The organism is Streptomyces sp. NPDC005195, from assembly GCF_040608315.1.
Lineage (GTDB): Bacteria > Actinomycetota > Actinomycetes > Streptomycetales > Streptomycetaceae > Streptomyces > Streptomyces kaempferi.
Genome location: NZ_JBEXHZ010000038.1, coordinates 11,591 through 34,666 on the forward strand (window position 1 = coordinate 11,591; position 23,076 = coordinate 34,666).

Annotated in this window: 19 protein-coding genes; 17 read left to right on the forward strand and 2 right to left on the reverse strand. The window is 70.4% G+C overall.

The window, feature by feature from the left end; genetic code table 11:
• The first annotated feature begins 3 nt into the window (after positions 1-3).
• The 12 genes from murF to ABZV34_RS28195 all read left to right on the forward strand — a co-directional run bounded on the left by murF (position 4) and on the right by ABZV34_RS28195 (position 12,806).
• A complete protein-coding gene (gene murF / locus ABZV34_RS28140; RefSeq protein WP_356282385.1) occupies positions 4-1,410 on the forward strand; it encodes a UDP-N-acetylmuramoyl-tripeptide--D-alanyl-D-alanine ligase in 1,407 nt (468 codons plus the stop codon).
• Positions 1,407-2,480, forward strand: coding sequence for a phospho-N-acetylmuramoyl-pentapeptide-transferase (mraY, locus tag ABZV34_RS28145; RefSeq protein WP_153291070.1), 1,074 nt, complete (start codon positions 1,407-1,409; stop codon positions 2,478-2,480). The genes murF and mraY overlap by 4 nt, the downstream gene beginning before the upstream one ends.
• Positions 2,462-3,904 (forward strand): UDP-N-acetylmuramoyl-L-alanine--D-glutamate ligase, encoded by a 1,443-nt coding sequence (gene murD, locus ABZV34_RS28150; RefSeq protein WP_356282388.1) that lies wholly within the window; start codon positions 2,462-2,464, stop codon positions 3,902-3,904. Before mraY ends, murD begins: the two co-directional genes overlap by 19 nt.
• A gap of 185 nt (positions 3,905-4,089) precedes the next feature.
• The gene (ftsW, locus tag ABZV34_RS28155) at positions 4,090-5,451 is read left to right on the forward strand and encodes a putative lipid II flippase FtsW (protein ID WP_356282390.1); all 1,362 of its coding nucleotides are present in this window, start codon (positions 4,090-4,092) and stop codon (positions 5,449-5,451) included.
• A gap of 6 nt (positions 5,452-5,457) precedes the next feature.
• Entirely contained in the window at positions 5,458-6,549 is a 1,092-nt protein-coding gene (gene murG, locus ABZV34_RS28160) for an undecaprenyldiphospho-muramoylpentapeptide beta-N-acetylglucosaminyltransferase (RefSeq protein WP_168527698.1), read from the forward strand.
• Between the two features lie 25 nt (positions 6,550-6,574).
• Positions 6,575-7,369 carry an FtsQ-type POTRA domain-containing protein gene (locus tag ABZV34_RS28165; protein WP_356282393.1) on the forward strand — a complete coding sequence of 265 codons (795 nt, stop codon included), beginning with the start codon at positions 6,575-6,577 and terminating at the stop codon, positions 7,367-7,369.
• Positions 7,370-7,644: 275 nt separating this feature from the next.
• Positions 7,645-8,838: a cell division protein FtsZ gene (gene ftsZ / locus ABZV34_RS28170; RefSeq protein ID WP_356282396.1), complete on the forward strand. Its 1,194-nt coding sequence runs from the start codon at positions 7,645-7,647 to the stop codon at positions 8,836-8,838.
• Positions 8,835-9,572 carry a peptidoglycan editing factor PgeF gene (pgeF, locus tag ABZV34_RS28175; RefSeq protein WP_356282399.1) on the forward strand — a complete coding sequence of 246 codons (738 nt, stop codon included), beginning with the start codon at positions 8,835-8,837 and terminating at the stop codon, positions 9,570-9,572. The genes ftsZ and pgeF overlap by 4 nt, the downstream gene beginning before the upstream one ends.
• Positions 9,573-9,578: 6 nt before the next feature.
• Positions 9,579-10,298 carry a YggS family pyridoxal phosphate-dependent enzyme gene (locus ABZV34_RS28180; protein ID WP_356282402.1) on the forward strand — a complete coding sequence of 240 codons (720 nt, stop codon included), beginning with the start codon at positions 9,579-9,581 and terminating at the stop codon, positions 10,296-10,298.
• 129 nt (positions 10,299-10,427) lie between these two features.
• Positions 10,428-11,069 carry a cell division protein SepF gene (gene sepF, locus ABZV34_RS28185; protein WP_356282404.1) on the forward strand — a complete coding sequence of 214 codons (642 nt, stop codon included), beginning with the start codon at positions 10,428-10,430 and terminating at the stop codon, positions 11,067-11,069.
• 50 nt (positions 11,070-11,119) lie between these two features.
• Positions 11,120-11,404, forward strand: a complete 285-nt coding sequence (locus tag ABZV34_RS28190; RefSeq protein ID WP_028803186.1) for a YggT family protein — start codon at positions 11,120-11,122, stop codon at positions 11,402-11,404.
• A gap of 46 nt (positions 11,405-11,450) precedes the next feature.
• Entirely contained in the window at positions 11,451-12,806 is a 1,356-nt protein-coding gene (locus ABZV34_RS28195) for a DivIVA domain-containing protein (protein WP_356282406.1), read from the forward strand.
• Positions 12,807-13,118: 312 nt separating this feature from the next.
• Here ABZV34_RS28195 and ileS read toward each other — a convergent pair whose 3' ends face one another.
• Positions 13,119-16,256, reverse strand: a complete 3,138-nt coding sequence (ileS, locus tag ABZV34_RS28200) for an isoleucine--tRNA ligase (protein WP_356282409.1) — start codon at positions 16,254-16,256, stop codon at positions 13,119-13,121.
• Positions 16,257-16,886: 630 nt separating this feature from the next.
• Here ileS and ABZV34_RS28205 point away from each other — a divergent pair.
• The 5 genes from ABZV34_RS28205 (at position 16,887) to ABZV34_RS28225 (ending at position 21,807) form a co-directional block, all read left to right on the forward strand.
• Positions 16,887-17,807, forward strand: a complete 921-nt coding sequence (locus ABZV34_RS28205; RefSeq protein WP_356282411.1) for a TraR/DksA C4-type zinc finger protein — start codon at positions 16,887-16,889, stop codon at positions 17,805-17,807.
• 92 nt (positions 17,808-17,899) lie between these two features.
• The gene (gene lspA / locus ABZV34_RS28210; RefSeq protein WP_356282414.1) at positions 17,900-18,562 is read left to right on the forward strand and encodes a signal peptidase II; all 663 of its coding nucleotides are present in this window, start codon (positions 17,900-17,902) and stop codon (positions 18,560-18,562) included.
• A 146-nt stretch (positions 18,563-18,708) separates the two neighbouring features.
• Positions 18,709-19,653, forward strand: a complete 945-nt coding sequence (locus ABZV34_RS28215; RefSeq protein ID WP_356282417.1) for an RluA family pseudouridine synthase — start codon at positions 18,709-18,711, stop codon at positions 19,651-19,653.
• Complete coding sequence (locus ABZV34_RS28220; RefSeq protein WP_356282420.1) at positions 19,650-20,117, forward strand: GNAT family N-acetyltransferase; 468 nt, start codon at positions 19,650-19,652, stop codon at positions 20,115-20,117. Before ABZV34_RS28215 ends, ABZV34_RS28220 begins: the two co-directional genes overlap by 4 nt.
• Before the next feature lie 103 nt (positions 20,118-20,220).
• Positions 20,221-21,807 carry a Na+/H+ antiporter gene (locus tag ABZV34_RS28225; protein WP_356282423.1) on the forward strand — a complete coding sequence of 529 codons (1,587 nt, stop codon included), beginning with the start codon at positions 20,221-20,223 and terminating at the stop codon, positions 21,805-21,807.
• 87 nt (positions 21,808-21,894) lie between these two features.
• On the opposite strand, the gene ABZV34_RS28230 is transcribed toward ABZV34_RS28225, so the two are convergent.
• Positions 21,895-23,037, reverse strand: coding sequence for a mechanosensitive ion channel domain-containing protein (locus ABZV34_RS28230; RefSeq protein WP_356282426.1), 1,143 nt, complete (start codon positions 23,035-23,037; stop codon positions 21,895-21,897).
• Between the last annotated feature and the right edge of the window lie 39 nt (positions 23,038-23,076).

Sequence of the window (23,076 nt, forward strand, 5' to 3'; positions counted from 1 at the left end):
CTTGTGATCGCCCTCTCCCTCGCCGAGATCGCAGCAGTCGTCGGCGGGCAGACGCACGACATACCGGATCCGGCGCTACAGGTCACCGGACCGGTCGTCAGAGACTCCCGTGAAGTGGAGCCAGGCAGCCTCTTCGTCGCCTTCGCCGGCGAGCGCGTGGACGGCCACGACTTCGCCCGGGCGGTCGTCGACGCGGGCGCGGTCGCCGTACTGGCCTCCCGGCCCGTCGGCGTGCCCGCGATCGTCGTCGAGGACGTGCAGAGGGCCCTCGGCGCCCTCGCCCGCCATGTCGTCGAACGGCTCGGCACGACGCTCGTGGCCCTCACCGGCTCCGCGGGCAAGACCAGCACCAAGGACCTGATCGCCCAGGTACTGCGGAGCAAGGCGCCGACCGTCTTCACGCCCGGTTCGCTCAACAACGAGATCGGACTGCCGCTGACCGCCCTGACCGCCACCGAGGAGACGAAGTACCTCGTGCTGGAGATGGGCGCCCGCGGCATCGGCCACATCCGTTACCTCGCGGATCTCACCCCGCCGAAAATCGGTCTCGTCCTCAACGTCGGCACCGCCCACATCGGCGAGTTCGGCGGCCGCGAACAGATTGCACAGGCGAAGGGCGAGCTCGTCGAGGGCCTCCCCGAGGACGGCGCCGCGGTCCTCAACGCCGACGACCCCCTCGTTCGCGCCATGGCATCCCGGACGAAGGCGCGGGTGGTGCTTTTCGGCGAGTCCGGCGAAGCGGACGTACGCGCCGAGAACGTCCGTCTCACGGACCTTGGACAGCCGGCGTTCAGGCTTCACACACCCTCCGGGTGCAGCGATGTGACCATGCGCCTGTACGGTGAGCACCACGTGTCGAACGCGCTCGCCGCGGCCGCCGTCGCCCATGAGCTGGGCATGTCCGCAGACGAGATCGCACGTGCGCTCTCCGAGGCGGGCTCCCTCTCCCGCTGGCGGATGGAGGTCACCGAGCGCCCGGACGGCGTGACGGTCGTCAACGACGCCTACAACGCGAATCCCGAGTCCATGCGAGCCGCCCTGCGCGCGCTCGTGGCGATGGGACGGGGACGTCGTACGTGGGCGGTGCTCGGTCAGATGGCCGAGCTCGGGGACGAGGCTCTCGCCGAGCACGACGCGATCGGGCGGCTCGCCGTCCGACTCAACGTCAGCAAGCTCGTCGCGGTCGGGGGCAGGGAAGCGTCCTGGCTCCAACTGGGCGCATATAACGAGGGTTCGTGGGGTGAGGAGTCGGTGCACGTGTCCGACGCACAGGCGGCTGTCGACCTGCTGCGCAGCGAGTTGCGCCCGGGGGACGTCGTGCTCGTGAAGGCGTCCCGGTCGGTCGGTCTCGAACGGGTGGCGCAGGCGCTGCTCGCAGGCGGTGCCGAGGGTGAGGTTGCTGCCCGATGATGAAGCAGATCCTGTTCGCAGGAGTCATTGGTCTGTTCCTCACCCTGGTCGGCACGCCGTTGCTGATCAAACTGCTGGCCCGCAAGGGCTACGGGCAGTACATCCGTGACGACGGGCCGAAGGAGCACCACAGCAAGCGCGGTACGCCGACCATGGGTGGTATCGCCTTCATCCTGGCGACGATCGCCGCGTACTTCCTGTCCAAGATCATCACGGGTTACCCGCCCACCTTCTCGGGTCTGCTGGTGCTCGGCCTGATGGCGGGCATGGGCCTGGTCGGCTTCCTGGACGACTACATCAAGATCGTCAAGCGGCGTTCGCTCGGTCTGCGGGCCAAGGCGAAGATGGCCGGACAGCTGATCGTCGGCATCTCCTTCGCGGTGCTCGCGCTCCAGTTCTCCGACAACCGCGGCAACACCCCGGCCTCCACCAAGCTCTCCTTCGTCCAGGACTTCGGCTGGACCATCGGCCCGGTGCTGTTCGTGGTCTGGGCGCTGTTCATGATCCTGGCGATGTCGAACGGCGTGAACCTGACGGACGGTCTGGACGGCCTCGCCACCGGCGCCTCCGTCCTGGTCTTCGGCGCCTACACGTTCATCGGTGTCTGGCAGTTCCAGGAGTCGTGCGCCAACACGCAGACCCTGACCAACCCGGCCGCCTGTTACGAGGTACGAGATCCACTGGACCTCGCGATCGTCGCCTCCGCGCTGATGGGCGCCTGTCTCGGCTTCCTGTGGTGGAACACCTCGCCCGCCAAGATCTTCATGGGTGACACCGGTTCGCTGGCCCTGGGCGGCGCGCTGGCCGGTCTGGCGATCTGCTCCCGCACCGAGCTGCTGCTCGCCCTGCTCGGCGGCCTCTTCGTCCTGATCACCATGTCCGTGGTCATCCAGGTCGGCTCGTTCCGGCTCACCGGCAAACGTGTCTTCCGCATGGCACCGCTCCAGCACCACTTCGAACTCAAGGGCTGGTCGGAAGTCCTGGTCGTGGTCCGGTTCTGGATCATCCAGGGCATCTGCGTGATCGTCGGTCTCGGCATCTTCTACGCGGGATGGGCGGCCGAGAAGTGACCTCCCCGGAGTTCCAGGGCAAGCGCGTCACCGTCGCCGGGCTCGGGGTCTCCGGCATTCCGGCAGCGCGGGTCCTGCACGGACTCGGCGCGGTCGTCACGGTCGTCAACGACGGCGACGACGAGCGCTCCCGCGCGCAGGCCGCGGAGCTGGAGGCGCTCGGTGTCACCGTGCGCCTCGGCGACGGCGACACCCTGCCCGGGGGCACCGAGCTCATCGTCACGGCGCCCGGCTGGAAGCCGGACAAGCCGCTGTTCGCCGCGGCCGCCGAGGCGGGCGTCCCGGTCTGGGGCGACGTCGAGCTGGCCTGGCGCCTGCGGGAGCTGGACGGCAGGAAGGCCGCCCCCTGGCTCGCCGTCACGGGCACCAACGGCAAGACCACGACCGTGCAGATGCTCGCCTCGATCCTGAAGGCGGCGGGACTGCGTACGGCCGCCGTCGGCAACATCGGGGTCTCGCTGCTGGACGCGGTCCTGGGCGAGGAGACGTACGACGTCCTGGCGGTGGAGCTGTCCAGCTACCAACTGCACTGGGCGCCTTCGTTGCGCGCCGACTCCGCCGTCGTACTGAACCTGGCACCCGACCATCTCGACTGGCACGGCTCCATGGAGGCGTACGCCGCCGACAAGGGCCGTGTCTACGAGGGCAATCGGGTCGCCTGCGTCTACAACGTCGCCGACAAGGCCACCGAGGACCTGGTGCGCGAGGCGGACGTCGAGGAGGGCTGCCGTGCCGTCGGCTTCACCCTCGGCACCCCCGGGCCGTCCCAACTCGGCGTGGTGGACGGCATCCTGGTCGACCGCGCCTTCGTCGAGAACCGGCAGAAGAACGCCCAGGAGCTCGCCGAGGTCTCCGACGTGCGCCCGTCGGCCCCGCACAACATCGCCAACGCCCTTGCGGCGGCGGCCCTCGCGCGCGCCTTCGGCGTCCCCGCCGGCGCCGTACGGGACGGCCTTCGGGCCTTCACCCCGGACGCCCACCGCATCGCGCACGTCGCCGATGTGGACGGGGTCGCGTACATCGACGACTCCAAGGCGACCAACACCCACGCGGCGGAAGCCTCCTTGGCGGCCTACGAGTCGATCGTGTGGATCGCCGGCGGTCTCGCCAAGGGCGCGGCCTTCGACGAGCTGGTCGCCAAGTCGGCCCAGCGGCTTCGGGGGGTCGTGCTGATCGGCGCCGATCGCGCGCTGATCCGTGAAGCCCTCACGCGACACGCCCCGGAAGTACCCGTCGTCGACCTCGCCCGCACCGACACTGGGGCGATGCTCGCGGCGGTCCAGGAGGCCGCACGGCTCTCCGGACCAGGAGACACTGTCCTGCTGGCGCCGGCCTGTGCGTCCATGGACATGTTCGCCAACTACAACAAGCGCGGTGACGCTTTCGCGGAGGCGGTTCGCGAACTCGGCACCGCGAGCGCCTGACGGCGGGACCCAGGCGCCCCGGGATCCTTGGGAGGGACGCGTGACGCCAGTGCGGTCGGGTCTTCGCAGGCGGCTTTCGGCGGGCGGAACGGCGCTGTACCGGCCCGTCCCCGCCACCGGGCCCGCACAGGCCGGGAGAACCACCGCGGGGGCGTTCCTCCGTGCCCCGGCGGAGGGAGCCGGCGATGACCGGTAGCCGTACGGGCCGTCCCCCCGTCCAGCGCGCCCCCCGGCGCCCCGCCTCCGCACGGCCCGCGCGCGACAACCCCGTGGGCCGCCTCGTCACGCGCGCGCGCAAGGCCTGGGACCGGCCGCTGACCGCCTACTACCTGATCCTCGGCAGCAGCCTGCTGATCACCGTGCTGGGCCTCGTGATGGTCTACTCGGCGTCGATGATCACGGCGCTGCAGCTGTCGCTGCCCGGATCGTTCTTCTTCCGCAAACAGTTCCTCGCCGCCTCGATCGGTGCCGTGCTGCTCCTGGTGGCCATGCGGGTACCGGTCAAACTGCACCGGGCGCTGGCCTACCCGATCCTGGCCGGCTCGGTCTTCCTGATGGTTCTCGTGCAGGTGCCGGGGATAGGGATGTCGGTCAACGGCAACCAGAACTGGATCTCCCTGGGCGGCTCGTTCCAGATCCAGCCCAGCGAGTTCGGCAAGCTCGCCCTCGTGCTGTGGGGCGCCGACCTGCTCGCCCGCAAACAGGACAAGGCGATGCTGGCGCAGTGGAAGCACATGCTGGTGCCGCTCGTCCCGGTCGCCTTCATGCTGCTCGGGCTGATCATGCTCGGCGGCGACATGGGCACGGCGATCATCCTCACCGCCATCCTCTTCGGGCTGCTGTGGCTGGCCGGAGCGCCCACCCGGCTGTTCGCGGGCGTCCTGGCCGTCGCGCTGACGATCGGCTTCGTCCTCATCAAGACCAGCCCCAACCGCATGTCCAGGCTCGCCTGCATCGGCGCCACCGAGCCCGGCCCGAACGACACCTGCTGGCAGGCCGTGCACGGCATCTACGCCCTCGCCTCCGGCGGCCTGTTCGGATCCGGCCTCGGCGCAAGCGTGGAAAAATGGGGCCAACTGCCCGAAGCGCACACGGACTTCATCTTCGCCATCACCGGGGAGGAACTCGGCCTCGCGGGGACACTGTCGGTACTCGCCCTCTTCGCGGCTCTAGGCTATGCGGGTATCCGCGTGGCCGGACGCACGGAGGACCCCTTCGTGAGGTATGCCGCGGGAGGCGTGACCACCTGGATCACGGCCCAGGCCGTGATCAACATCGGTGCGGTGCTCGGTCTGCTGCCGATCGCCGGAGTCCCGCTCCCGCTGTTCTCCTACGGGGGTTCCGCCCTGCTGCCGACCATGTTCGCCGTCGGACTGCTGATCGCCTTCGCACGCGACGAGCCCGCCGCGCGGGCGGCGCTGGCGATGCGGCAACCCCGCTTTGGCAGAAAGCGTGCTGCGGTGAGAGGCTCCGCGGGGGCCGCGGGGCCTCGGAGATGGAACACGATGCGACGGCGCGCCGCGGCGCGTTCGTCCGGAGAGCGGTGAATTTCGGTGCATGTCGTACTCGCCGGCGGGGGGACCGCCGGCCACATCGAGCCCGCGCTCGCCCTCGCGGACGCCCTGCGGAGGCAGGACCCGACCGTGGGGATCACGGCCCTGGGCACGGAACGCGGACTCGAGACCCGGCTCGTACCGGAGCGGGGATACGAACTCGCGCTGATCCCCGCCGTTCCGCTGCCGCGCAAGCCCACCCCCGAGCTGATCACCGTCCCCGGACGGCTGCGCGGCACGATCAAGGCCGCCGAGCAGATCCTGGAGCGCACCAAGGCGGACGCGGTCGTCGGGTTCGGCGGCTACGTGGCGCTGCCCGCCTATCTCGCGGCCAAGCGCCTCGGCGTGCCGATCGTCATCCACGAGGCGAACGCCCGGCCGGGCCTCGCCAACAAGATCGGCTCGCGGTACGCGGCACAGGTCGCCGTCTCTACCCCCGACAACAAGCTGCGAGGCGCCCGCTACATCGGCATCCCGCTGCGCCGCTCCATCGCCACCCTCGACCGGGCCGCCGTACGCCCCGAGGCCCGCGCCGCGTTCGGACTCGACCCCAACCTGCCGACGCTGCTGGTCTCCGGCGGCTCGCAGGGTGCCCGGCGCCTCAACGAGGTCGTGCAGCAGGCCGCCCCGTACCTCCAGCAGGCCGGTATCCAGATCCTGCACGCGGTCGGGCCGAAGAACGAACTGCCGCAGGTGCACCAGATGCCGGGGATGCCCCCGTACATCCCGGTACCGTACGTGGACCGGATGGACCTCGCGTACGCCGCGGCCGACATGATGCTCTGCCGCGCGGGCGCGATGACCGTCGCCGAACTCTCCGCCGTCGGGCTCCCGGCCGCCTATGTCCCGTTGCCCATCGGCAACGGCGAACAGCGGCTCAACGCCCAGCCGGTGGTCAAGGCCGGCGGCGGACTGCTCGTCGACGACGCGGAGCTGACACCTCAGTGGGTGCAGCAGAACGTGCTGCCCGTGCTCGCCGACCCGCACCGGCTGTACGAGATGTCCCGCGCCGCCAGCGAGTTCGGGCGCCGGGACGCCGACGACCTGCTCGTCGGCATGGTGTACGAGGCGATCGCCTCGCGTCACCGCTAGGACCGCATGAGGGAAGGCAGGGAGCGTGGCCGGACCGACGACCGCCGAGCGCGGTGAACGGCAGAAGCTGAAGTCCGGCCCGCCCCGGCCGCCCCGTCCGGTGCGGCTTCGCCGCCTTCGTGTCCTCATCGTCCTCCTGGTCACGACGGTGTTGGCCGGTGGCGGCGTGGTCTGGCTCCTGTACGGGTCGCAGTGGCTGCGGGTCGAGAGGCTGTCCGTCTCCGGGACCCGTGTGCTGACGGCGCGGCAGGTGCGCGAAGCGGCCCAGGTGCCGGACGGAACGCCGCTGATCTCCGTCGACACCGACGCCGTGGAAGCGCGGCTGCTGCGGAGACTGCCCCGGATCGACTCGGTCGACGTCGTGCGTTCCTGGCCGCACGGAATCGGGCTGAAAGTGACCGAACGCACCCCTGTCCTGGTGGTGAAGCAACCGGGAAAGGGGGGCGAGTACGTCGAAGTGGATGCCAAGGGCGTACGTTTCGCGACGGTTTCGCGGGCTCCGAAGAACGTGGCGCTGCTCGAATTGACGCCGTCCCGCTCGGCCGTCCTGCGCCGCTTCCCCGCCGACCGGCTGGTGCGCGAGGCGGTTCGGGTCGCCGGGGACATTCCGGCCTCCGTGGCCCGTGACACCCGGACCGTCAAGGTCCGCTCGTACGACTCCATCTCGCTGGAACTGAGCGACGGCCGTGACGTCGAGTGGGGGAGCGGGGAGAAGGGCCGCGCGAAGGCGCGGACACTCACCGCACTCATGAAAGCAGCTCCGAAGGCCCGGCACTTCGACGTGAGCGTCCCCACCGCCCCCTCGTCAGCCGGTAGTTGACGCACATCCGCGCAGGCCAGCACCCTGGTTGGGCAGCGCTACGGCTGATCACATAGGGTGAAAAGAAAAACGGGAGGTTCGGCGTGTTCGTTGAACGTGCGCCACTTGTCGACTTAGTGTCCTGTTCGGAAGAGTCCAAGGAACAGACACACTGGTAACCCTAAACTTCAGCGTTAGGGTTCGGGTCGGCGTTCGGACCGTCCCATTCGGCATCAGTCGTCGGATCGCGAGCGTGCGAGGCGACGACACGTAACTCGAGGCGAGAGGCCTTCGACGTGGCAGCACCGCAGAACTACCTCGCAGTCATCAAAGTCATCGGTGTCGGCGGCGGTGGTGTCAATGCCATCAACCGGATGATCGAGGTCGGTCTCAAGGGCGTCGAGTTCATCGCCATCAACACGGACGCGCAAGCTCTGTTGATGAGCGACGCCGACGTCAAACTCGACGTCGGCCGCGAACTCACCCGCGGACTCGGCGCCGGAGCCAACCCGGCCGTCGGCCGGAAGGCGGCCGAGGATCACCGCGAGGAGATCGAGGAGGTCCTCAAGGGGGCCGACATGGTCTTCGTGACGGCCGGCGAAGGTGGCGGCACCGGCACCGGCGGCGCCCCCGTCGTGGCCAACATCGCCCGCTCGCTGGGCGCCCTGACCATCGGCGTGGTCACCCGCCCGTTCACCTTCGAGGGACGGCGCCGGGCCAACCAGGCGGAGGACGGCATCGCCGAACTCCGCGAAGAGGTCGACACCCTCATCGTCATCCCGAACGACCGGCTGCTGTCCATCTCGGACCGCCAGGTCTCGGTCCTCGACGCGTTCAAGTCGGCGGACCAGGTCCTGCTCTCCGGTGTCCAGGGCATCACCGATCTCATCACCACACCCGGTCTGATCAACCTCGACTTCGCCGACGTCAAGTCCGTGATGTCCGAGGCGGGTTCCGCGCTCATGGGCATCGGCTCGGCCCGCGGCGACGACCGCGCGGTGGCGGCCGCGGAGATGGCGATCTCCTCGCCGCTCCTGGAGGCCTCCATCGACGGCGCCCGCGGCGTCCTGCTCTCCATCTCCGGCGGCTCCGACCTCGGCCTGTTCGAGATCAACGAAGCCGCCCAGCTGGTCAGCGAGGCCGCGCACCCCGAGGCCAACATCATCTTCGGCGCGGTCATCGACGACGCGCTCGGCGACGAGGTGCGGGTCACCGTCATCGCCGCCGGCTTCGACGGCGGCCAGCCGCCGGCCAAGCGGGACAACGTCCTCGGCTCCACCGCGGCCAAGCAGCGCGAGGAGCCCGCGCCGGTGCGGGCCTCCGAGAGCCGTCCGTCCTTCGGCTCGCTCGGCAGCGTCACGCCGAGGGAGGCACCGGAGCCCGCCCCGGAGCCGGTCAGCGAGATCCAGGTGGCCCCGCCGGTCCCGCCGTCCCGTACCTACTCGGACAGCGCGGCCGAAGAGCTGGACGTGCCGGACTTCCTCAAGTGATAGGACAGCGCTCCGAGACGAGCACCGTGAGCGGCGCGCACTTCGCCTTCACCGACCGGTGGGGCGGGGTGAGCGCCGTTCCGTACGAGGAGCTCAACCTCGGCGGAGCGGTCGGCGACGACCCCGACGCCGTACGCACCAATCGTGAACTGGCCGCCGGGTCCCTCGGGCTGGACCCGGCCCGGGTCGTCTGGATGAACCAGGTGCACGGGCCGGACGTGGCGGTCGTCGACGCACCGTGGGGCTCCTCGCGGATCCCGTCCGTCGACGCGATCGTCACCGCGCGGCGTGGGCTCGCCCTCGCCGTCCTCACCGCGGACTGCACACCGGTCCTGCTCGCTGATCCCGTCGCCGGGATCGCGGCGGCCGCCCACGCGGGGCGGCCCGGCATGATCGCGGGGGTCGTCCCCGCCGCCGTACGGGCCATGGTGGAACTCGGCGCCGAGCCCGCGAGGATCGTCGCCCGCACCGGACCCGCGGTCTGCGGACGGTGCTACGAAGTGCCGGACGGGATGCGCGCCGAAGTCGCCGCCGTCGAGCCGGCGGCGTACGCCGAGACCAGCTGGGGCACTCCCGCGGTCGACGTGACCGCCGGGGTGCACGCGCAACTGGAACGGCTCGGGGTGCGCGACCGGCAGCAGTCGCCGGCATGCACGCTGGAGTCGAAGGACCACTTCTCGTACCGACGGGACCGCACCACCGGGCGGCTCGCGGGCTATGTCTGGCTGGACTGATGGGGCATGACGGACCGTAAGGATCAACTCGCCGCAAACCTGGCGAAAGTGGAAGAGCGCATCGCGGCGGCGTGCACGGCCGCCGGGCGGGGGCGCGAAGAGGTGACCCTGATCGTGGTCACCAAGACCTACCCCGCGAGCGATGTGCGGATCCTGTCTGAGCTCGGGGTGCGCCATGTCGCCGAGAACCGGGACCAGGACGCGGCCCCCAAGGCCGCCGCCTGCTCCGATCTGCCCCTCTCCTGGCACTTCGTCGGTCAGTTGCAGACCAACAAGGTGCGCTCGGTGGTCGGTTACGCCGACGTGGTGCAGTCCGTCGACCGTTCCCGGCTCGTCACGGCGCTGTCGACGGAGGCGGTGCGGGTGGAGCGCGAGGTCGGGTGTCTCATCCAGGTCGCACTGGACGCGGAGGAGAGCGGCCGGGGCGAGCGGGGCGGCGTGGGGGCGGGCGGGGTCGAGGAGTTGGCCGGCCTCGTCGAGCGGGCTCCGGGGCTCCGGCTCGACGGTCTGATGACCGTCGCGCCGCTCACCGGGCCGTACGCGGGGCGACCGGGGGACGCGTTCGCGCGACTGATGGATTTGTCGACTGCTATGCGCCGCACGCATCCGGCTGCGAACATGGTGTCCGCAGGGATGAGTGCGGACCTCGAGCAAGCCGTGACGGCCGGAGCGACACATGTGCGCGTCGGTACGGCGGTACTCGGAGTCCGACCCGGGCTCGGGTAACGTCGCCAAGAAATCGGACCACAGCAGAAAATATGGTCATTACCGCCACAGGCGGGCATAACGACCTCGTGGATCGCGGGCACTTGGCTATTCGTCAGCCGATCCACCACAGAGCGGAGGACTCAGAGCATGGCCGGCGCGATGCGCAAGATGGCGGTCTACCTCGGCCTCGTGGAGGACGATGGGTACGACGGCAGGGGATTCGACCCCGACGACGAGTTCGAGCCCGAGCTCGATCCGGAGCCCGAGCGGGACCGCCGGCGGCATGAGCCGCCGCACCAGTCACATCAGGCGCACCAGTCCCAACGGGACGAATCGGTACGAGTGGTGCAGCCTCCCGCGCAGCGCGACCCGTTGCCGCATTCCGCTTCGCTCTCTGCGGAATCAGGCCGTCCGGCGCGCATCGCGCCCGTGGCATCCATCACACAAGAACGCGCGAGCCTGGAGAAGAACGCACCGGTGATCATGCCCAAGGTCGTGTCGGAACGAGAGCCGTACCGGATCACCACCCTCCACCCGCGGACGTACAACGAGGCCCGTACCATCGGGGAACACTTCCGTGAAGGCACCCCGGTGATCATGAATCTGACCGAGATGGATGACACGGACGCGAAGCGACTTGTCGACTTTGCGGCCGGTTTGGTGTTCGGTCTCCACGGCAGCATCGAGCGGGTGACGCAGAAGGTGTTCCTGTTGTCGCCTGCTAACGTCGATGTCACGGCGGAGGACAAGGCCCGCATCGCAGAGGGCGGGTTCTTCAACCAGAGCTGAGACGCTGGGCCGGACAACGCAGGGAAACAGGGGAGAGGGAAGCACGGATCATGAGCGTGGTTGGGCAGGTTCTCTACATCGCGCTGATGTGTTTCCTCATCGTGCTGATCTTCCGGTTGGTCATGGACTACGTCTTCCAGTTCGCCCGCTCATGGCAGCCCGGCAAGGCGATGGTGGTCGTTCTCGAGGCCACTTACACTGTCACCGATCCACCGCTCAAGCTTCTGCGGCGGTTCATTCCGCCGCTGCGTCTCGGGGGCGTGGCGCTTGACCTGTCCTTCTTCGTACTGATGATCATCGTCTACATCCTGATCTCCGTCGTGAGCCGGCTGTGAACGATACGGTCTTGCCGAATGCCGACGACTACGTTGAGGTGAAGAGATGCCGTTGACCCCCGAGGACGTGCGGAACAAGCAGTTCACGACCGTCCGCCTCCGAGAAGGCTATGACGAGGACGAGGTCGATGCCTTCCTCGACGAGGTCGAAGCCGAACTGACGCGACTGCTCCGCGAGAACGAGGACTTGCGCGCCAAGCTGGCCGCTGCCACGCGCGCGGCCGCGCAGAACCAGCAGCAGCAGGGCATGCGCAAGCCGCCCGAGCAGCAGGACCAGCAGCAGGGGCCGCCGCAGGGCATGCGTGGTCCGGGTGGTCCCGTACCCGCCGGCATATCGGGTCCGCCGCAGCAGCAGATGGGTGGCCCCATGGGCGGTCCCATGGGCGGTCCGCCCCAGCTGCCGAGCGGTGCGCCGCAGCTGCCCGCGGGCCCCAGCGCCCAGGGCGGCCAGCAGGGCCAGGGCCCCATGGGTCAGGGTCCGATGGGTCAGGGCCAGATGGGCCAGGGTCCGATGGGTCAGGGCCAGATGGGCCAGGGTCAGATGGGCCAGGGCCCCATGGGTCAGGGTCCGATGGGTCAGGGCCAGATGGGCCAGGGTCCGATGGGTCAGGGCCAGATGGGCCAGGGCCAGATGGGCCAGGGCCCCATGGGTCAGGGTCCGATGGGTCAGGGCCCCGGTCAGCAGATGCAGCAGCAGATGCCCGGCCAGATGCAGCAGCAGATGGGCGGCCCGATGGGCGGACCCATGGGTGGCCCCATGGGCGGTCACGGCCCGCAGATGGGACAGCCCGGTCAGGGTCCCGGTGGCGACAGCGCCGCCCGGGTGCTCTCGCTGGCCCAGCAGACCGCCGACCAGGCGATCGCCGAGGCCCGTTCCGAGGCCAACAAGATCGTCGGCGAGGCCCGCAGCCGCGCCGAGGGTCTGGAGCGCGACGCCCGTGCCAAGGCCGACGCGCTGGAGCGGGACGCGCAGGAGAAGCACCGCGTCGCGATGGGCTCCCTGGAGTCCGCCCGCGCCACGCTGGAGCGCAAGGTCGAGGACCTGCGCGGCTTCGAGCGCGAGTACCGCACGCGTCTGAAGTCCTACCTGGAGTCGCAGCTGCGCCAGCTGGAGACGCAGGCGGACGACTCGCTCGCCCCGCCGCGTTCCCCGGCCGCTCCCTCCCTGCCTTCGCCCTCGGCGCCCTCGATGGCTCCGGCCGGCGCGAGCGCGCCGTCGTACGGTGGCGGCCAGGGCATGGGCGGTGCTCCGGCACCGGTGGCGCCCTCCTACGGCGGGCAGCAGCAGATGTCCCCGGCGATGACCCAGCCGATGGCTCCGGTGCGGCCTCAGGGCCCGTCGCCGATGCAGCAGGCGCCCTCGCCGATGCGCGGGTTCCTGATCGACGAGGACGACAACTGACGGCCTCCTGTACGCCTTAGGCGTCGGCCGGCGTTCAGGGCGGGGCCCCCGGATCTTCCGGGGGCCCCGCCCTTTTGCCGTGCTGTTTCGGGAGGGCGTGCGGTTTCCCCGGAGCATCTGTACGGAGTACGCAACGCCGAAAGCCGGTGCCCGCCAAGATCTTTGGCGGGCACCGGCCGGGTCGTTCTCGGTTGCGGGGTGGCGGGTCCGGTCGCGCGGTTCCGCGCGCACCTGGGGGCGCTGTGCTCGTCCTGCGGCCCGTCAGGCGTTCGGGGGCGGGGCCGTTCAGGTCGACGGCCCCGCCGCCCGGTGTTACGCCTTGTGCAGGCGGAAGGTCAGCGACAGGGACTCGTCGGTGAACGGGGCGCCGTAGGTGTCCTCGGCCTGGCCCTGGGCGAAGTCCGTGGCGAGGACCTCGTCGGCGATGAGGTCGGAGTGCTCGGACAGGGCCGCGATGACGGCCGGGTCGGTGGACGTCCAGCGCAGCGCGATCCGGTCGGCCACATCGAGGCCGCTGTTCTTGCGGGCCTCCTGGATGAGGCGGATCGCGTCACGGGCGAGGCCCGCCTGGCGCAGTTCCTCGGTGATCTCCAGGTCGAGGGCGACCGTGGCGCCGGAGTCGGACGCCACCGACCAGCCCTCGCGCGGGGTTTCCGTGATGATCACCTCGTCCGGAGCCAGGGTGACCGTCTCGCTGTCGACCAGCACCGCGGCCGTGCCCTCGCGCAGGGCGAGGGAGAGGGCCGCCGCGTCCGTCTCGGCGATCGCCTTCGCGACGGCCTGGACGCCCTTGCCGAAGCGCTTGCCGAGCGCGCGGAAGTTGGCCTTGGCCGTGGTGTCGACCAGCGAGCCGCCCACCTCGGAGAGCGAGGCGAGACCGCTGACGTTCAGTTCCTCCGTGATCTGCGCGTGCAGTTCGGGGTCGAGCGAGTCGAAGCCGGTCGCCGCGATCAGCGCGCGGGACAGCGGCTGGCGGGTCTTGACGCCCGACTCCGCGCGGGTGGCACGGCCGAGCTCGACGAGACGGCGGACCAGCACCATCTGCCGCGACAGCGCGGGATCGATGGCGGACAGGTCCGGCTCCGGCCACGACGACAGGTGCACGGACTCGGGGGCGTCCGGCGTGACCGGCGCGATCAGGTCCTGCCAGACCCGCTCGGTGATGAACGGGGTCAGTGGGGCCATCAGGCGCGTCACGGTCTCGACGACCTCGTGCAGGGTGCGCAGCGCGGCCTTGTCGCCCTGCCAGAAGCGGCGGCGCGAGCGGCGCACGTACCAGTTGGAGAGGTCGTCGACGAACGCCGAGAGGAGCTTTCCGGCGCGCTGGGTGTCGTAGGTCTCCAGTGCCTGGGTCACCTGGTCGGTGAGGGCGTGCAGCTCGGAGAGGAGCCAGCGGTCGAGGACCGGGCGGTCGGCCGGCGCCGGGTCCGCCTCGCTGGGCGCCCAGCCGGAGGTGCGGGCGTACAGGGCCTGGAAGGCGACCGTGTTCCAGTAGGTCAGGAGGGTCTTGCGGACGACCTCCTGGATGGTGCCGTGGCCGACGCGGCGGGCTGCCCAGGGGGAGCCGCCGGCGGCCATGAACCAGCGCACCGCGTCCGCGCCGTGCTGGTCCATGAGCGGGATCGGCTGCAGGATGTTGCCCAGGTGCTTGGACATCTTGCGGCCGTCCTCGGCGAGGATGTGGCCCAGGCACACCACGTTCTCGTAGGACGACTGGTCGAAGACGAGGGTGCCGACCGCCATCATCGTGTAGAACCAGCCGCGCGTCTGGTCGATGGCCTCCGAGATGAACTGCGCCGGGTAGCGGCTCTCGAAGATCTCCTTGTTCTTGTACGGATAGCCCCACTGCGCGAACGGCATCGAGCCCGAGTCGTACCAGGCGTCGATGACCTCGGGGACGCGGGTCGCCGTCGCCTCGCACTGCGGGCAGGCGAAGGTGACGGCGTCGATGTACGGGCGGTGCGGGTCCAGGTCCGACTGGTCGGTGCCGGTCAGCCCGGTCAGCTCCGCGCGGGAGCCGACGCAGGTGAGGTGGTCGTTCTCGCAGCGCCACAGCGGGAGCGGGGTGCCCCAGTAGCGGCTGCGGGACAGCGCCCAGTCGATGTTGTTGTTCAGCCAGTCGCCGAAGCGGCCGTGCTTGACCGACTCCGGGAACCAGTTGGTCTTCTCGTTCTCCTCGAGGAGACGGTCCTTCACGGCGGTGGTGCGGATGTACCAGGACGGCTGCGCGTAGTAGAGGAGCGCGGTGTGGCAGCGCCAGCAGTGCGGGTAGCTGTGCTCGTACGGGACGTGCTTGAAGAGCAGCCCGCGGGCCTGGAGGTCCTCCGTGAGCTTTTCGTCCGCCTTCTTGAAGAAGACGCCGCCGACGAGCGGGACGTCCTCCTCGAAGGTGCCGTTCGGGCGGACGGGGTTCACCACCGGCAGTCCGTACGCGCGGCAGACCTTGAGGTCGTCCTCGCCGAAGGCGGGGGACTGGTGGACCAGGCCCGTACCGTCCTCGGTCGTCACGTACTCCGCGTTCACCATGTAGTGGGCGGGCTCGGTGAACTCCACCAGCTCGAACGGCCGCTGATACGTCCAGCGTTCCATCTCGGCACCGGTGAAGGTCTCGCCGGTGGTCTCCCAGCCCTCACCGAGCGCCTTCCCGACGAGCGGCTCGGCGACGACGAGTTTCTCCTCGCCGTTCGTGGCGACCACGTAGGTGACGGTGGGGTGCGCGGCGACCGCGGTGTTGGAGACCAGCGTCCACGGGGTCGTCGTCCACACCAGGAGCGCGGCCTCGCCGGCCAGCGGACCGGAGGTGAGCGGGAAACGGACGTACACGGACGGGTCGACGATCGTCTCGTAGCCCTGCGCCAGCTCGTGGTCCGACAGGCCGGTCTCGTCGCGGGGGCACCACGGGGCGACGCGGTAGTCCTGGACCAGCAGGCCCTTGTTGAAGATCTCCTTCAGCGACCACCACACGGACTCCACGTACTCGGGGTCCATCGTGCGGTACGCGTCGTCCAGGTCGACCCAGTAGCCCATGCGGTTCGTGAGCTCGGTGAAGGCGTCGGTGTGACGGGTCACGGACTCGCGGCACCTGGCGTTGAACTCGGCGATGCCGTACGCCTCGATGTCCTGCTTGCCCGTGAAACCGAGCTCCTTCTCCACGGCGAGCTCCACCGGCAGGCCGTGGCAGTCCCAGCCGGCCTTGCGGGCCACGTGGTACCCGCGCATGGTGCGGAAGCGCGGGAAGACGTCCTTGAAGACGCGCGCCTCGATGTGGTGCGCTCCCGGCATGCCGTTCGCGGTGGGCGGGCCTTCGTAGAACACCCATTCAGGGCGTCCCTCGGACCGCTCGAGGCTCTTGGCGAAGATCTTCTGCTCGCGCCAGAAATCGAGCACGGCGTGCTCGAGGGCGGGCAGGTCGACCTGGGCGGGCACCTGGCGGTACGTCGGCGTTGTCATCAGCGAGCTTCCTCCGGCGGACTTTCTGCCTTCCGTCCGGAGGGACGAGAGCCCGTGCCGCTGCCCAGTAGCTGCTGCGGACGCCGTGTGCGGCGTGCTCCCGCGGTACCACCCTCCTTGGCTCCCCGGCACGTGCTGTGCGCCGGTGAACCCCCTCATTGGGGTCGCGATGCCGGGTCTACCGACCGCCGCCTGTCGGCTGCGGCTTTCTTCCGGCGGCTCCGGGGTGATCTTCGCGTCGCGCTCGCCCCCGGGCTTCCACCGTCCCCGGGTCGCTCCTGGCCGCGTACGCCGCTACTCGTCCCCATCCACGCTTCTCGCTGCGCCCAGTGTACGGCGCCGCGCGCACGGTGGCCGACCGGTTTTCCCGACGCCTCGGCCGGTGCGGGCCGGGGTGCCCCGGCGGCGGGCGGGCTGACCCGAATGGGCAGGCGCCGTGGTCCGTGTTCCGGGACGCGGGGCCTGGCGGATTACCGGGCGGGGAGCTGGGCACAACGCATGCAGGCTCGTCAGGCGGGACCTGCGGGGCGGCCGGAAGGTGGGCGTGCCCCGTTGCCGCGGGCCGGAAGTCGATTTATCGTCCCAGAGCGATTTGCGCGCGAGATCACCATATGTGAAGGGGCCGCGGCCATGGTGGCGAAAAAGACCGCCGTACAGCAGTCGGCGTCCGGAAGATCCACGGGTCCGGCGGCCAAGGACGTGGGTGGCAAGAAGAGCGCACAGGGGTCCCCGGCGGAGCCCGGGAGCGGTACCGCGCCGGTGGGCACGGCCGCCGGAAAAACGGGTACCAAGAAGACCGTCGCCGAGAAGACGGCCACCAAGAGGGCGGTGGCCGAGAAGTCCGTTCCGGAGGAACCGGGACCGGCGGGCGCCACCGCCAAGGGCGGCGCCGCGAAGCGGACCGCCCGGAGCGCGGCCGGGAAGAGCACCGGGACGGCCAAGAAGGCCACCGGCACGGCGAAGAAGAGCACCGGCACGGCGAGGAAGAACGCGAGCAGGACGAAGAAGACGGCCGCTTCCGCGGCCGGGGACGCGGCCCGGGCCGCGAAGACGACGGGAGCTCCGACGGTGGTTGCGAAGAAGACCCCTGGCACGGCCACGGCGGCCGGGAAGTCCACCGCGCTCCCCAAGGCGCGGATCTCCGCGGTGGAGCCCGGCGAGCTCGCGGTGCGCCCGGGTGAGGACCCCTGGACCCCCGCGGAGGTCGCGGACGCGCGCGCGGAGCTGCAGTCCGAGGCGCTGCGGCTGAGCACGGAGATCACGACGTCGGAGGAGTCGCTCGCGGGCCTGATGCGCGACTCCGGGGACGGCGCGGGTGACGACCAGGCGGACACCGGCACGAAGAACATCACCCGCGAGTCGGAGATGGCCCTGGCCGCCAACGCGCGCGAGATGCTCGTCCAGACCGAGCGCGCTCTGGAGAAACTCGACGCAGGCACGTACGGGCTCTGCGAGAACTGCGGGGACCCCATCGGCAAGGCCCGGATGCAGGCCTTCCCGCGCGCCACTCTGTGCGTCGAATGCAAGCAGAAGCAGGAACGCCGGTACTGAACGGCGTGGGAGGGCTCCTGCGCACGTGAATGCCGGGGGGCGTGACGTACCCTCGTCCTCAGTCAGGCACCTAGGTCGAGGGACTCACTCACGTGACAGAGGCGGAGCGCATCATCGGTACGCCGGATTCCGCAGGAACGGCGGGATCCGAGCCGGAGCAGTCCGACGGGAACACGACGCCGGGCGACCGCTCCGGCCCCGGCGAGTCGTCCCCGGCCGAGCGGTCCGGGACGGACGAGGGCGCGGCGGCCCCGGCCCAGCCGCCGAAGGGCAAGCGCAGGATCGCCGTCCTGTTCACGGTCGCCGTGCTGGCGTACGCCCTCGACCTCGGCAGCAAGCTGCTCGTGGTCGCCAGGCTGGAGCACCACGCGCCGATCGAGATCGTCGGGGACTGGCTGAAGTTCGAGGCCATCCGCAACGCGGGCGCCGCCTTCGGCTTCGGTGAGGCGTTCACGATCATCTTCACGATGATCGCCGCGGCGGTGATCATCGTGATCGCCCGGCTCGCGCGCAAGCTCTACAGCCTGCCCTGGGCGATCGCGCTCGGTCTGCTGCTGGGCGGCGCGCTGGGCAATCTCACCGACCGGATCTTCCGCTCGCCCGGCATCTTCGAGGGCGCGGTCGTCGACTTCATCGCGCCCAAGCACTTCGCCGTCTTCAACCTGGCCGACTCGGCGATCGTGTGCGGCGGCATCCTCATCGTGCTGCTGTCCTTCCGCGGGCTGGACCCCGACGGGACCGTGCACAAGGACTGACGCGTCCCTACGAGGACTGGCGAGGACCGACCAGGCCGGCGAGCACCGTGAGAACCGGGTGCGTACCGGCCGTCGGGACCCCCTCGGGGGCACTGGCGTTCGGCCTCTGGTCGGGGGGTGTCCGACCGGTCCGGCATACTCGACGGGTGAGCACCGTTCCCGAGATCCGTACCCTGCCCGTGCCCGACGGCCTGGAGGGCGAGCGCGTCGACGCCGTCATCTCCCGGATGTTCGGCTTCTCCCGCACGAAGGCCGCCGAGCTCGCCGCGGCGGGGAAGGTCACGGTCGACGGTTCGGTGGTCGGCAAGTCCGAGCGGCTGCACGGCGGCGCCTGGCTGGAAGTCGAGATGCCGCAGGCTCCCGCCCCCGTGCAGATCGTCGCCGAGCCCGTCGAGGGCATGGAGATCGTGCACGACGACGATGACGTGGTCGTGATCGTCAAGCCGGTCGGCGTCGCCGCGCACCCCAGCCCCGGCTGGTCGGGACCGACCGTGATCGGCGGTCTCGCGGCCGCCGGCTACCGCATCTCCACCTCGGGCGCCTCCGAGCGCCAGGGCATCGTGCACCGCCTCGACGTGGGCACGTCCGGCCTGATGGTCGTCGCCAAGTCCGAGTACGCGTACACGTCGCTCAAGCGCCAGTTCAAGGAGCGCACGGTCGACAAGCGCTACCACGCGCTCGTGCAGGGCCACCCGGACCCGACGAGCGGCACCATCGACGCCCCCATCGGCCGGCATCCGAACCACGACTACAAGTGGGCCGTCACGGCCGAGGGCAAGCCGTCGGTCACGCACTACGACCTGGTGGAGGCGTTCCGCGCGGCCTCCCTGCTCGACATCAAGCTGGAGACCGGGCGCACGCACCAGATCCGCGTCCACATGTCGGCCCACCGCCACCCCTGTGTCGGTGACCTGACCTACGGCGCCGACCCCACGCTCGCGAAGCGCCTCGGCCTCACCCGGCAGTGGCTGCAAGCGGTCCGGCTCGGTTTCGAGCACCCGGGGGACGGCCGGTGGGTCGAGTTCGCGTGCGACTACCCCGAGGACCTGCAGAAGGCCCTCGACAGGGTGCGCGAGGAGAGCAACGCATGACCGTCCCGTACACGCTGCGGGTGGCCGAGGACCCCGCCGACCGTGAGGCGTGCTTCGCGGTGCGCAAGGAGGTCTTCGTCGGCGAGCAGGGCGTCAGCGAGGACATCGAGTACGACGCCTACGACGCCGGGGCGCTGCACGTGCTGGCCGTCCGTGACGACGGGACGCCGCTGGGCACCGGGCGGCTCCTGTCCGGCGAGGACGCGGCCGCGAAGACCGGCGGCGACCCGCGCGTCGGTTCGCTGGGACGGCTCGCCGTGACCAGGGAGGCGCGCGGACTCGGCGTGGGGATCGCCCTCGTCGGCGCCATCGAGGACGCGGCACGCGCGCGCGGACTCACGTCGGTGGATCTGCACGCGCAGACGCATGCGCTGGGCTTCTACGAGCGGCTCGGCTACGTGGCGTACGGCGAGGAGTTCCTCGACGCGGGGATCGACCACCGGGCGATGCGCAAGGCCCTGTGAGAGGTGCGCGGGCGGGGCTGCCGGGAGGGCATTGTCGTAGCGGCGTGGCAGGCTTGGGGTCCGGCCCCTTCTTGATCGCCTAGACCTCGCGGGAGCGCTGACCGTGGATCAGTTGGCTCTGTTGTTCATGCTGTTGCTCGGGGCCGTGGTGAGCGTCCCGGTGGGGGACCGCCTCGGGCTGCCGGCGCCGGTGCTGATGACGCTCCTCGGGATCGCGCTGGCCGTGCTGGACTTTGTGCCCAACGTGGACATCCGGCCGGACCTGATCCTGCCCCTGCTGTTGCCGCCGCTGCTGTACGCCTCGGTGCGGCGGACCTCGTGGAGACAGTTCACCGCCAACAAACGGCCGATCTTCCTGCTGGCCGTGGCGCTGGTGTTCCTCACCACCGGGGCCGTGGCGGTCGTCGCCAACACGATCGTGCCGGGGCTGCCGCTCGCCGCCGCCGTGGCCCTGGGCGCGCTCGTGGCGCCGCCCGACCCGGTCGCCGCGACCGCCGTCGCGGGACAGCTCGGGCTGCCCCGCAGGCTGGTGTCGATCCTGGAGGGCGAGGGGCTCTTCAACGACGTGACGGCCATCGTGCTCTACCACGTCGCGATCGCGGCCGCCGTGAGCGGGTCCTTCTCGCCGTGGCGGGCCGGGTTCGACCTGGTGCTGTCCGCGGTCGTCGCGGTCGCCGCCGGGGTGGGCCTCGGGTGGGCGGCGAACAAGCTGATGGATCTGCTCGGCGACGCCACGCTGCAGGTCGGGCTGACGCTGCTGGTGCCCTACGCCGCGTACGTACTGGCGGAGGAACTGCACGGCTCCGGGGTGCTCGCCGTGCTCACCACCGCGCTGTTCCTGGCGGAGTACGCCACCGACGCCGACGACGTCCTGACACGGCTGGCCGGGCACACGTTCTGGGACGTGGTGGACACGCTCGTCACCGGCGTCGCCTTCGGACTGATCGGGCTCGAGCTGCACAACGCGATCCGGACGGCGGCCGGACGGTGGGGCGAGATGCTCGGGTGGGCGGCCGCGATCGTCGCCGTCGTCGTGCTCGTACGGCTGGCATGGCTGCTCCCGGCGACCTGGCTGACGAAACGGCTGCACGCGAAACGGGACTACGACGAGGAGATCCCCACGTCGTGGCGGGAGACCGTGGTGATGTGGTGGTCGGGGATGCGCGGGGTCGCCTCCGTGGCCCTCGCGCTGGCGATTCCGCTGAAGATGGACGACGGGTCGCCGTTCCCCGACCGGGACGAGATCGTGTTCATCGCCTTCGGTGTGATCATGGCGACGCTCGTGCTGCAGGGGCTCACGCTGCCGTGGCTCGTCAGACGGCTCGGGGTGCGGGCGGACGAGGATGTCGAGAAGGCCTTCGAGAAGGAACTGGCGGTCCGGGCGGCCAGGGCCGCGAAGCGGAGGCTGAAGGAGATCGAGGAGGTCGAGGAGCTGTCGGAGGAGGTGTCCGAGCAGTTGCTGCGGCGGGCCTTCGACATCGGGACGCGGATCAGCCCGGACCTGGGGGACGAGGAACGGCGCGAGGCGTACGAGCAGCGGGCGCGGCGGATCAAGCGGATCCGGCGCATCCAGGGGGAGATGATGAGCGCGGCCCGGCACGAGGTGCTGTCCGCGCGCAGTGAGCCGGGGGCGGATCCGGAGATCGTGGACCGGGTGCTGCGGCATCTGGACGTGCGCAGCCTGCGCTGACGGTGCGCCGGCCCGGGGGGTGTGTTCCCCCGCCGGCGCCCGCGGGATTCGTGGTGGGGGTGAGTGGTGGGGGTCGGTCGGTGGGGGTCAGCCGCGGCCCGGTCCCGTGCGGGGCGGGCCGGAGGCGTGGGCGTGGTTGTGGCGGGTGGTCGCCGCGCCGTCGGGCTCGGCGCGGGTCGGGCCGGGGAGCTGCCCCGGCGGCGGCACCGCCTCCGCCGTGTTGACGCGGGGGAGGGCGTGGGGATGCTTCTCGGTCAGCCAGCGGATCATCTGCTCGCGCACCGTGACCCGTACCGTCCAGATGTCGTCCGCGTCCTTGGCCGTGACCAGGGCGCGCACCTGGATGGTGTTGGGCGTCGAGTCGGTGACCGCCATACCGTAGTCACGGCCGTCCCAGGCCGGGCACTCGCGCAGGATGTCCCGCAGCTGCTCCCGCATGGCCTCCACCGGCGCGCTGTGGTCGAGGTGGAAGAAGACGATGCCGGTCATCTGCGGGGTGCCGCGCGACCAGTTCTCGAAGGGCTTCGAGGTGAAGTACGAGACCGGCATGGTGATCCGGCGCTCGTCCCAGGTGCGGACGGTCAGGAACGTCAGAGTGATCTCCTCGACCGTGCCCCACTCGCCGTCCACCACGACCGTGTCACCGAGACGCACCATGTCGCCGAAGGCGATCTGCAGTCCGGCGAAGAGGTTCGCCAGCGTGGACTGGGCGGCGACACCGGCGACGATGCCGAGGATGCCGGCCGAGGCGAGCAGCGAGGCGCCGGCCGCGCGCATCGCCGGGAAGGTGAGCAGCATCGCGGCGATCGCGACGACGCCGACGACCGCGGTGACCACCCGCTGGATCAGCGCGACCTGGGTGCGGACCCGGCGCACCCGCGCCGGATCGCGGTGCGCGTTCGCGTAACGGGAGTACGAGGTCTCGACGATCGCCGTCGCGATGCTCACCACCAGCCAGGCGGCGGCACCGATCAGGATCAGGGTCAGGGTCCTGCCGATACCGATCCGGTGATCCACCAGCAGCTTCGCCTCGTCGTACGAGCCTCTGAGCAGGGCCGCGAACAGGACCAGCTGGAAGGGGATGCGGCCCCGGCGGAGCAGGCCCCACAGGGAGGTCTCGCTGTGACGGTCGTCCACCCGGCGCAACACGCGGTCCACGGACCACCCGATGAGCAGCGCGAGCACGACCGAGCCGCCGACGACGATCATCGGGCGCAGTACGTTCTCCATGACTGAGAACGTAACCGGTCACGGGCGGTCATGAACATG

Excerpts from the sequence above, each read along its gene's own strand:
- ABZV34_RS28230 (WP_356282426.1), bottom strand. The coding sequence starts at position 23,037 with ATGGAGAACGTACTGCGCCCGATGATCGTCGTCGGCGGCTCGGTCGTG.
- ABZV34_RS28205 (WP_356282411.1), top strand. The coding sequence starts at position 16,887 with ATGGTGGCGAAAAAGACCGCCGTACAGCAGTCGGCGTCCGGAAGATCC.
- ABZV34_RS28220 (WP_356282420.1), top strand. The coding sequence starts at position 19,650 with ATGACCGTCCCGTACACGCTGCGGGTGGCCGAGGACCCCGCCGACCGT.
- murD (WP_356282388.1), top strand. The coding sequence starts at position 2,462 with ATGGGCGGCCGAGAAGTGACCTCCCCGGAGTTCCAGGGCAAGCGCGTC.
- ABZV34_RS28180 (WP_356282402.1), top strand. The coding sequence starts at position 9,579 with ATGACGGACCGTAAGGATCAACTCGCCGCAAACCTGGCGAAAGTGGAA.
- mraY (WP_153291070.1), top strand. The coding sequence starts at position 1,407 with ATGATGAAGCAGATCCTGTTCGCAGGAGTCATTGGTCTGTTCCTCACC.
- sepF (WP_356282404.1), top strand. The coding sequence starts at position 10,428 with ATGGCCGGCGCGATGCGCAAGATGGCGGTCTACCTCGGCCTCGTGGAG.
- ftsW (WP_356282390.1), top strand. The coding sequence starts at position 4,090 with ATGACCGGTAGCCGTACGGGCCGTCCCCCCGTCCAGCGCGCCCCCCGG.
- ileS (WP_356282409.1), bottom strand. The coding sequence starts at position 16,256 with ATGACAACGCCGACGTACCGCCAGGTGCCCGCCCAGGTCGACCTGCCC.
- ABZV34_RS28190 (WP_028803186.1), top strand. The coding sequence starts at position 11,120 with ATGAGCGTGGTTGGGCAGGTTCTCTACATCGCGCTGATGTGTTTCCTC.
- ABZV34_RS28195 (WP_356282406.1), top strand. The coding sequence starts at position 11,451 with ATGCCGTTGACCCCCGAGGACGTGCGGAACAAGCAGTTCACGACCGTC.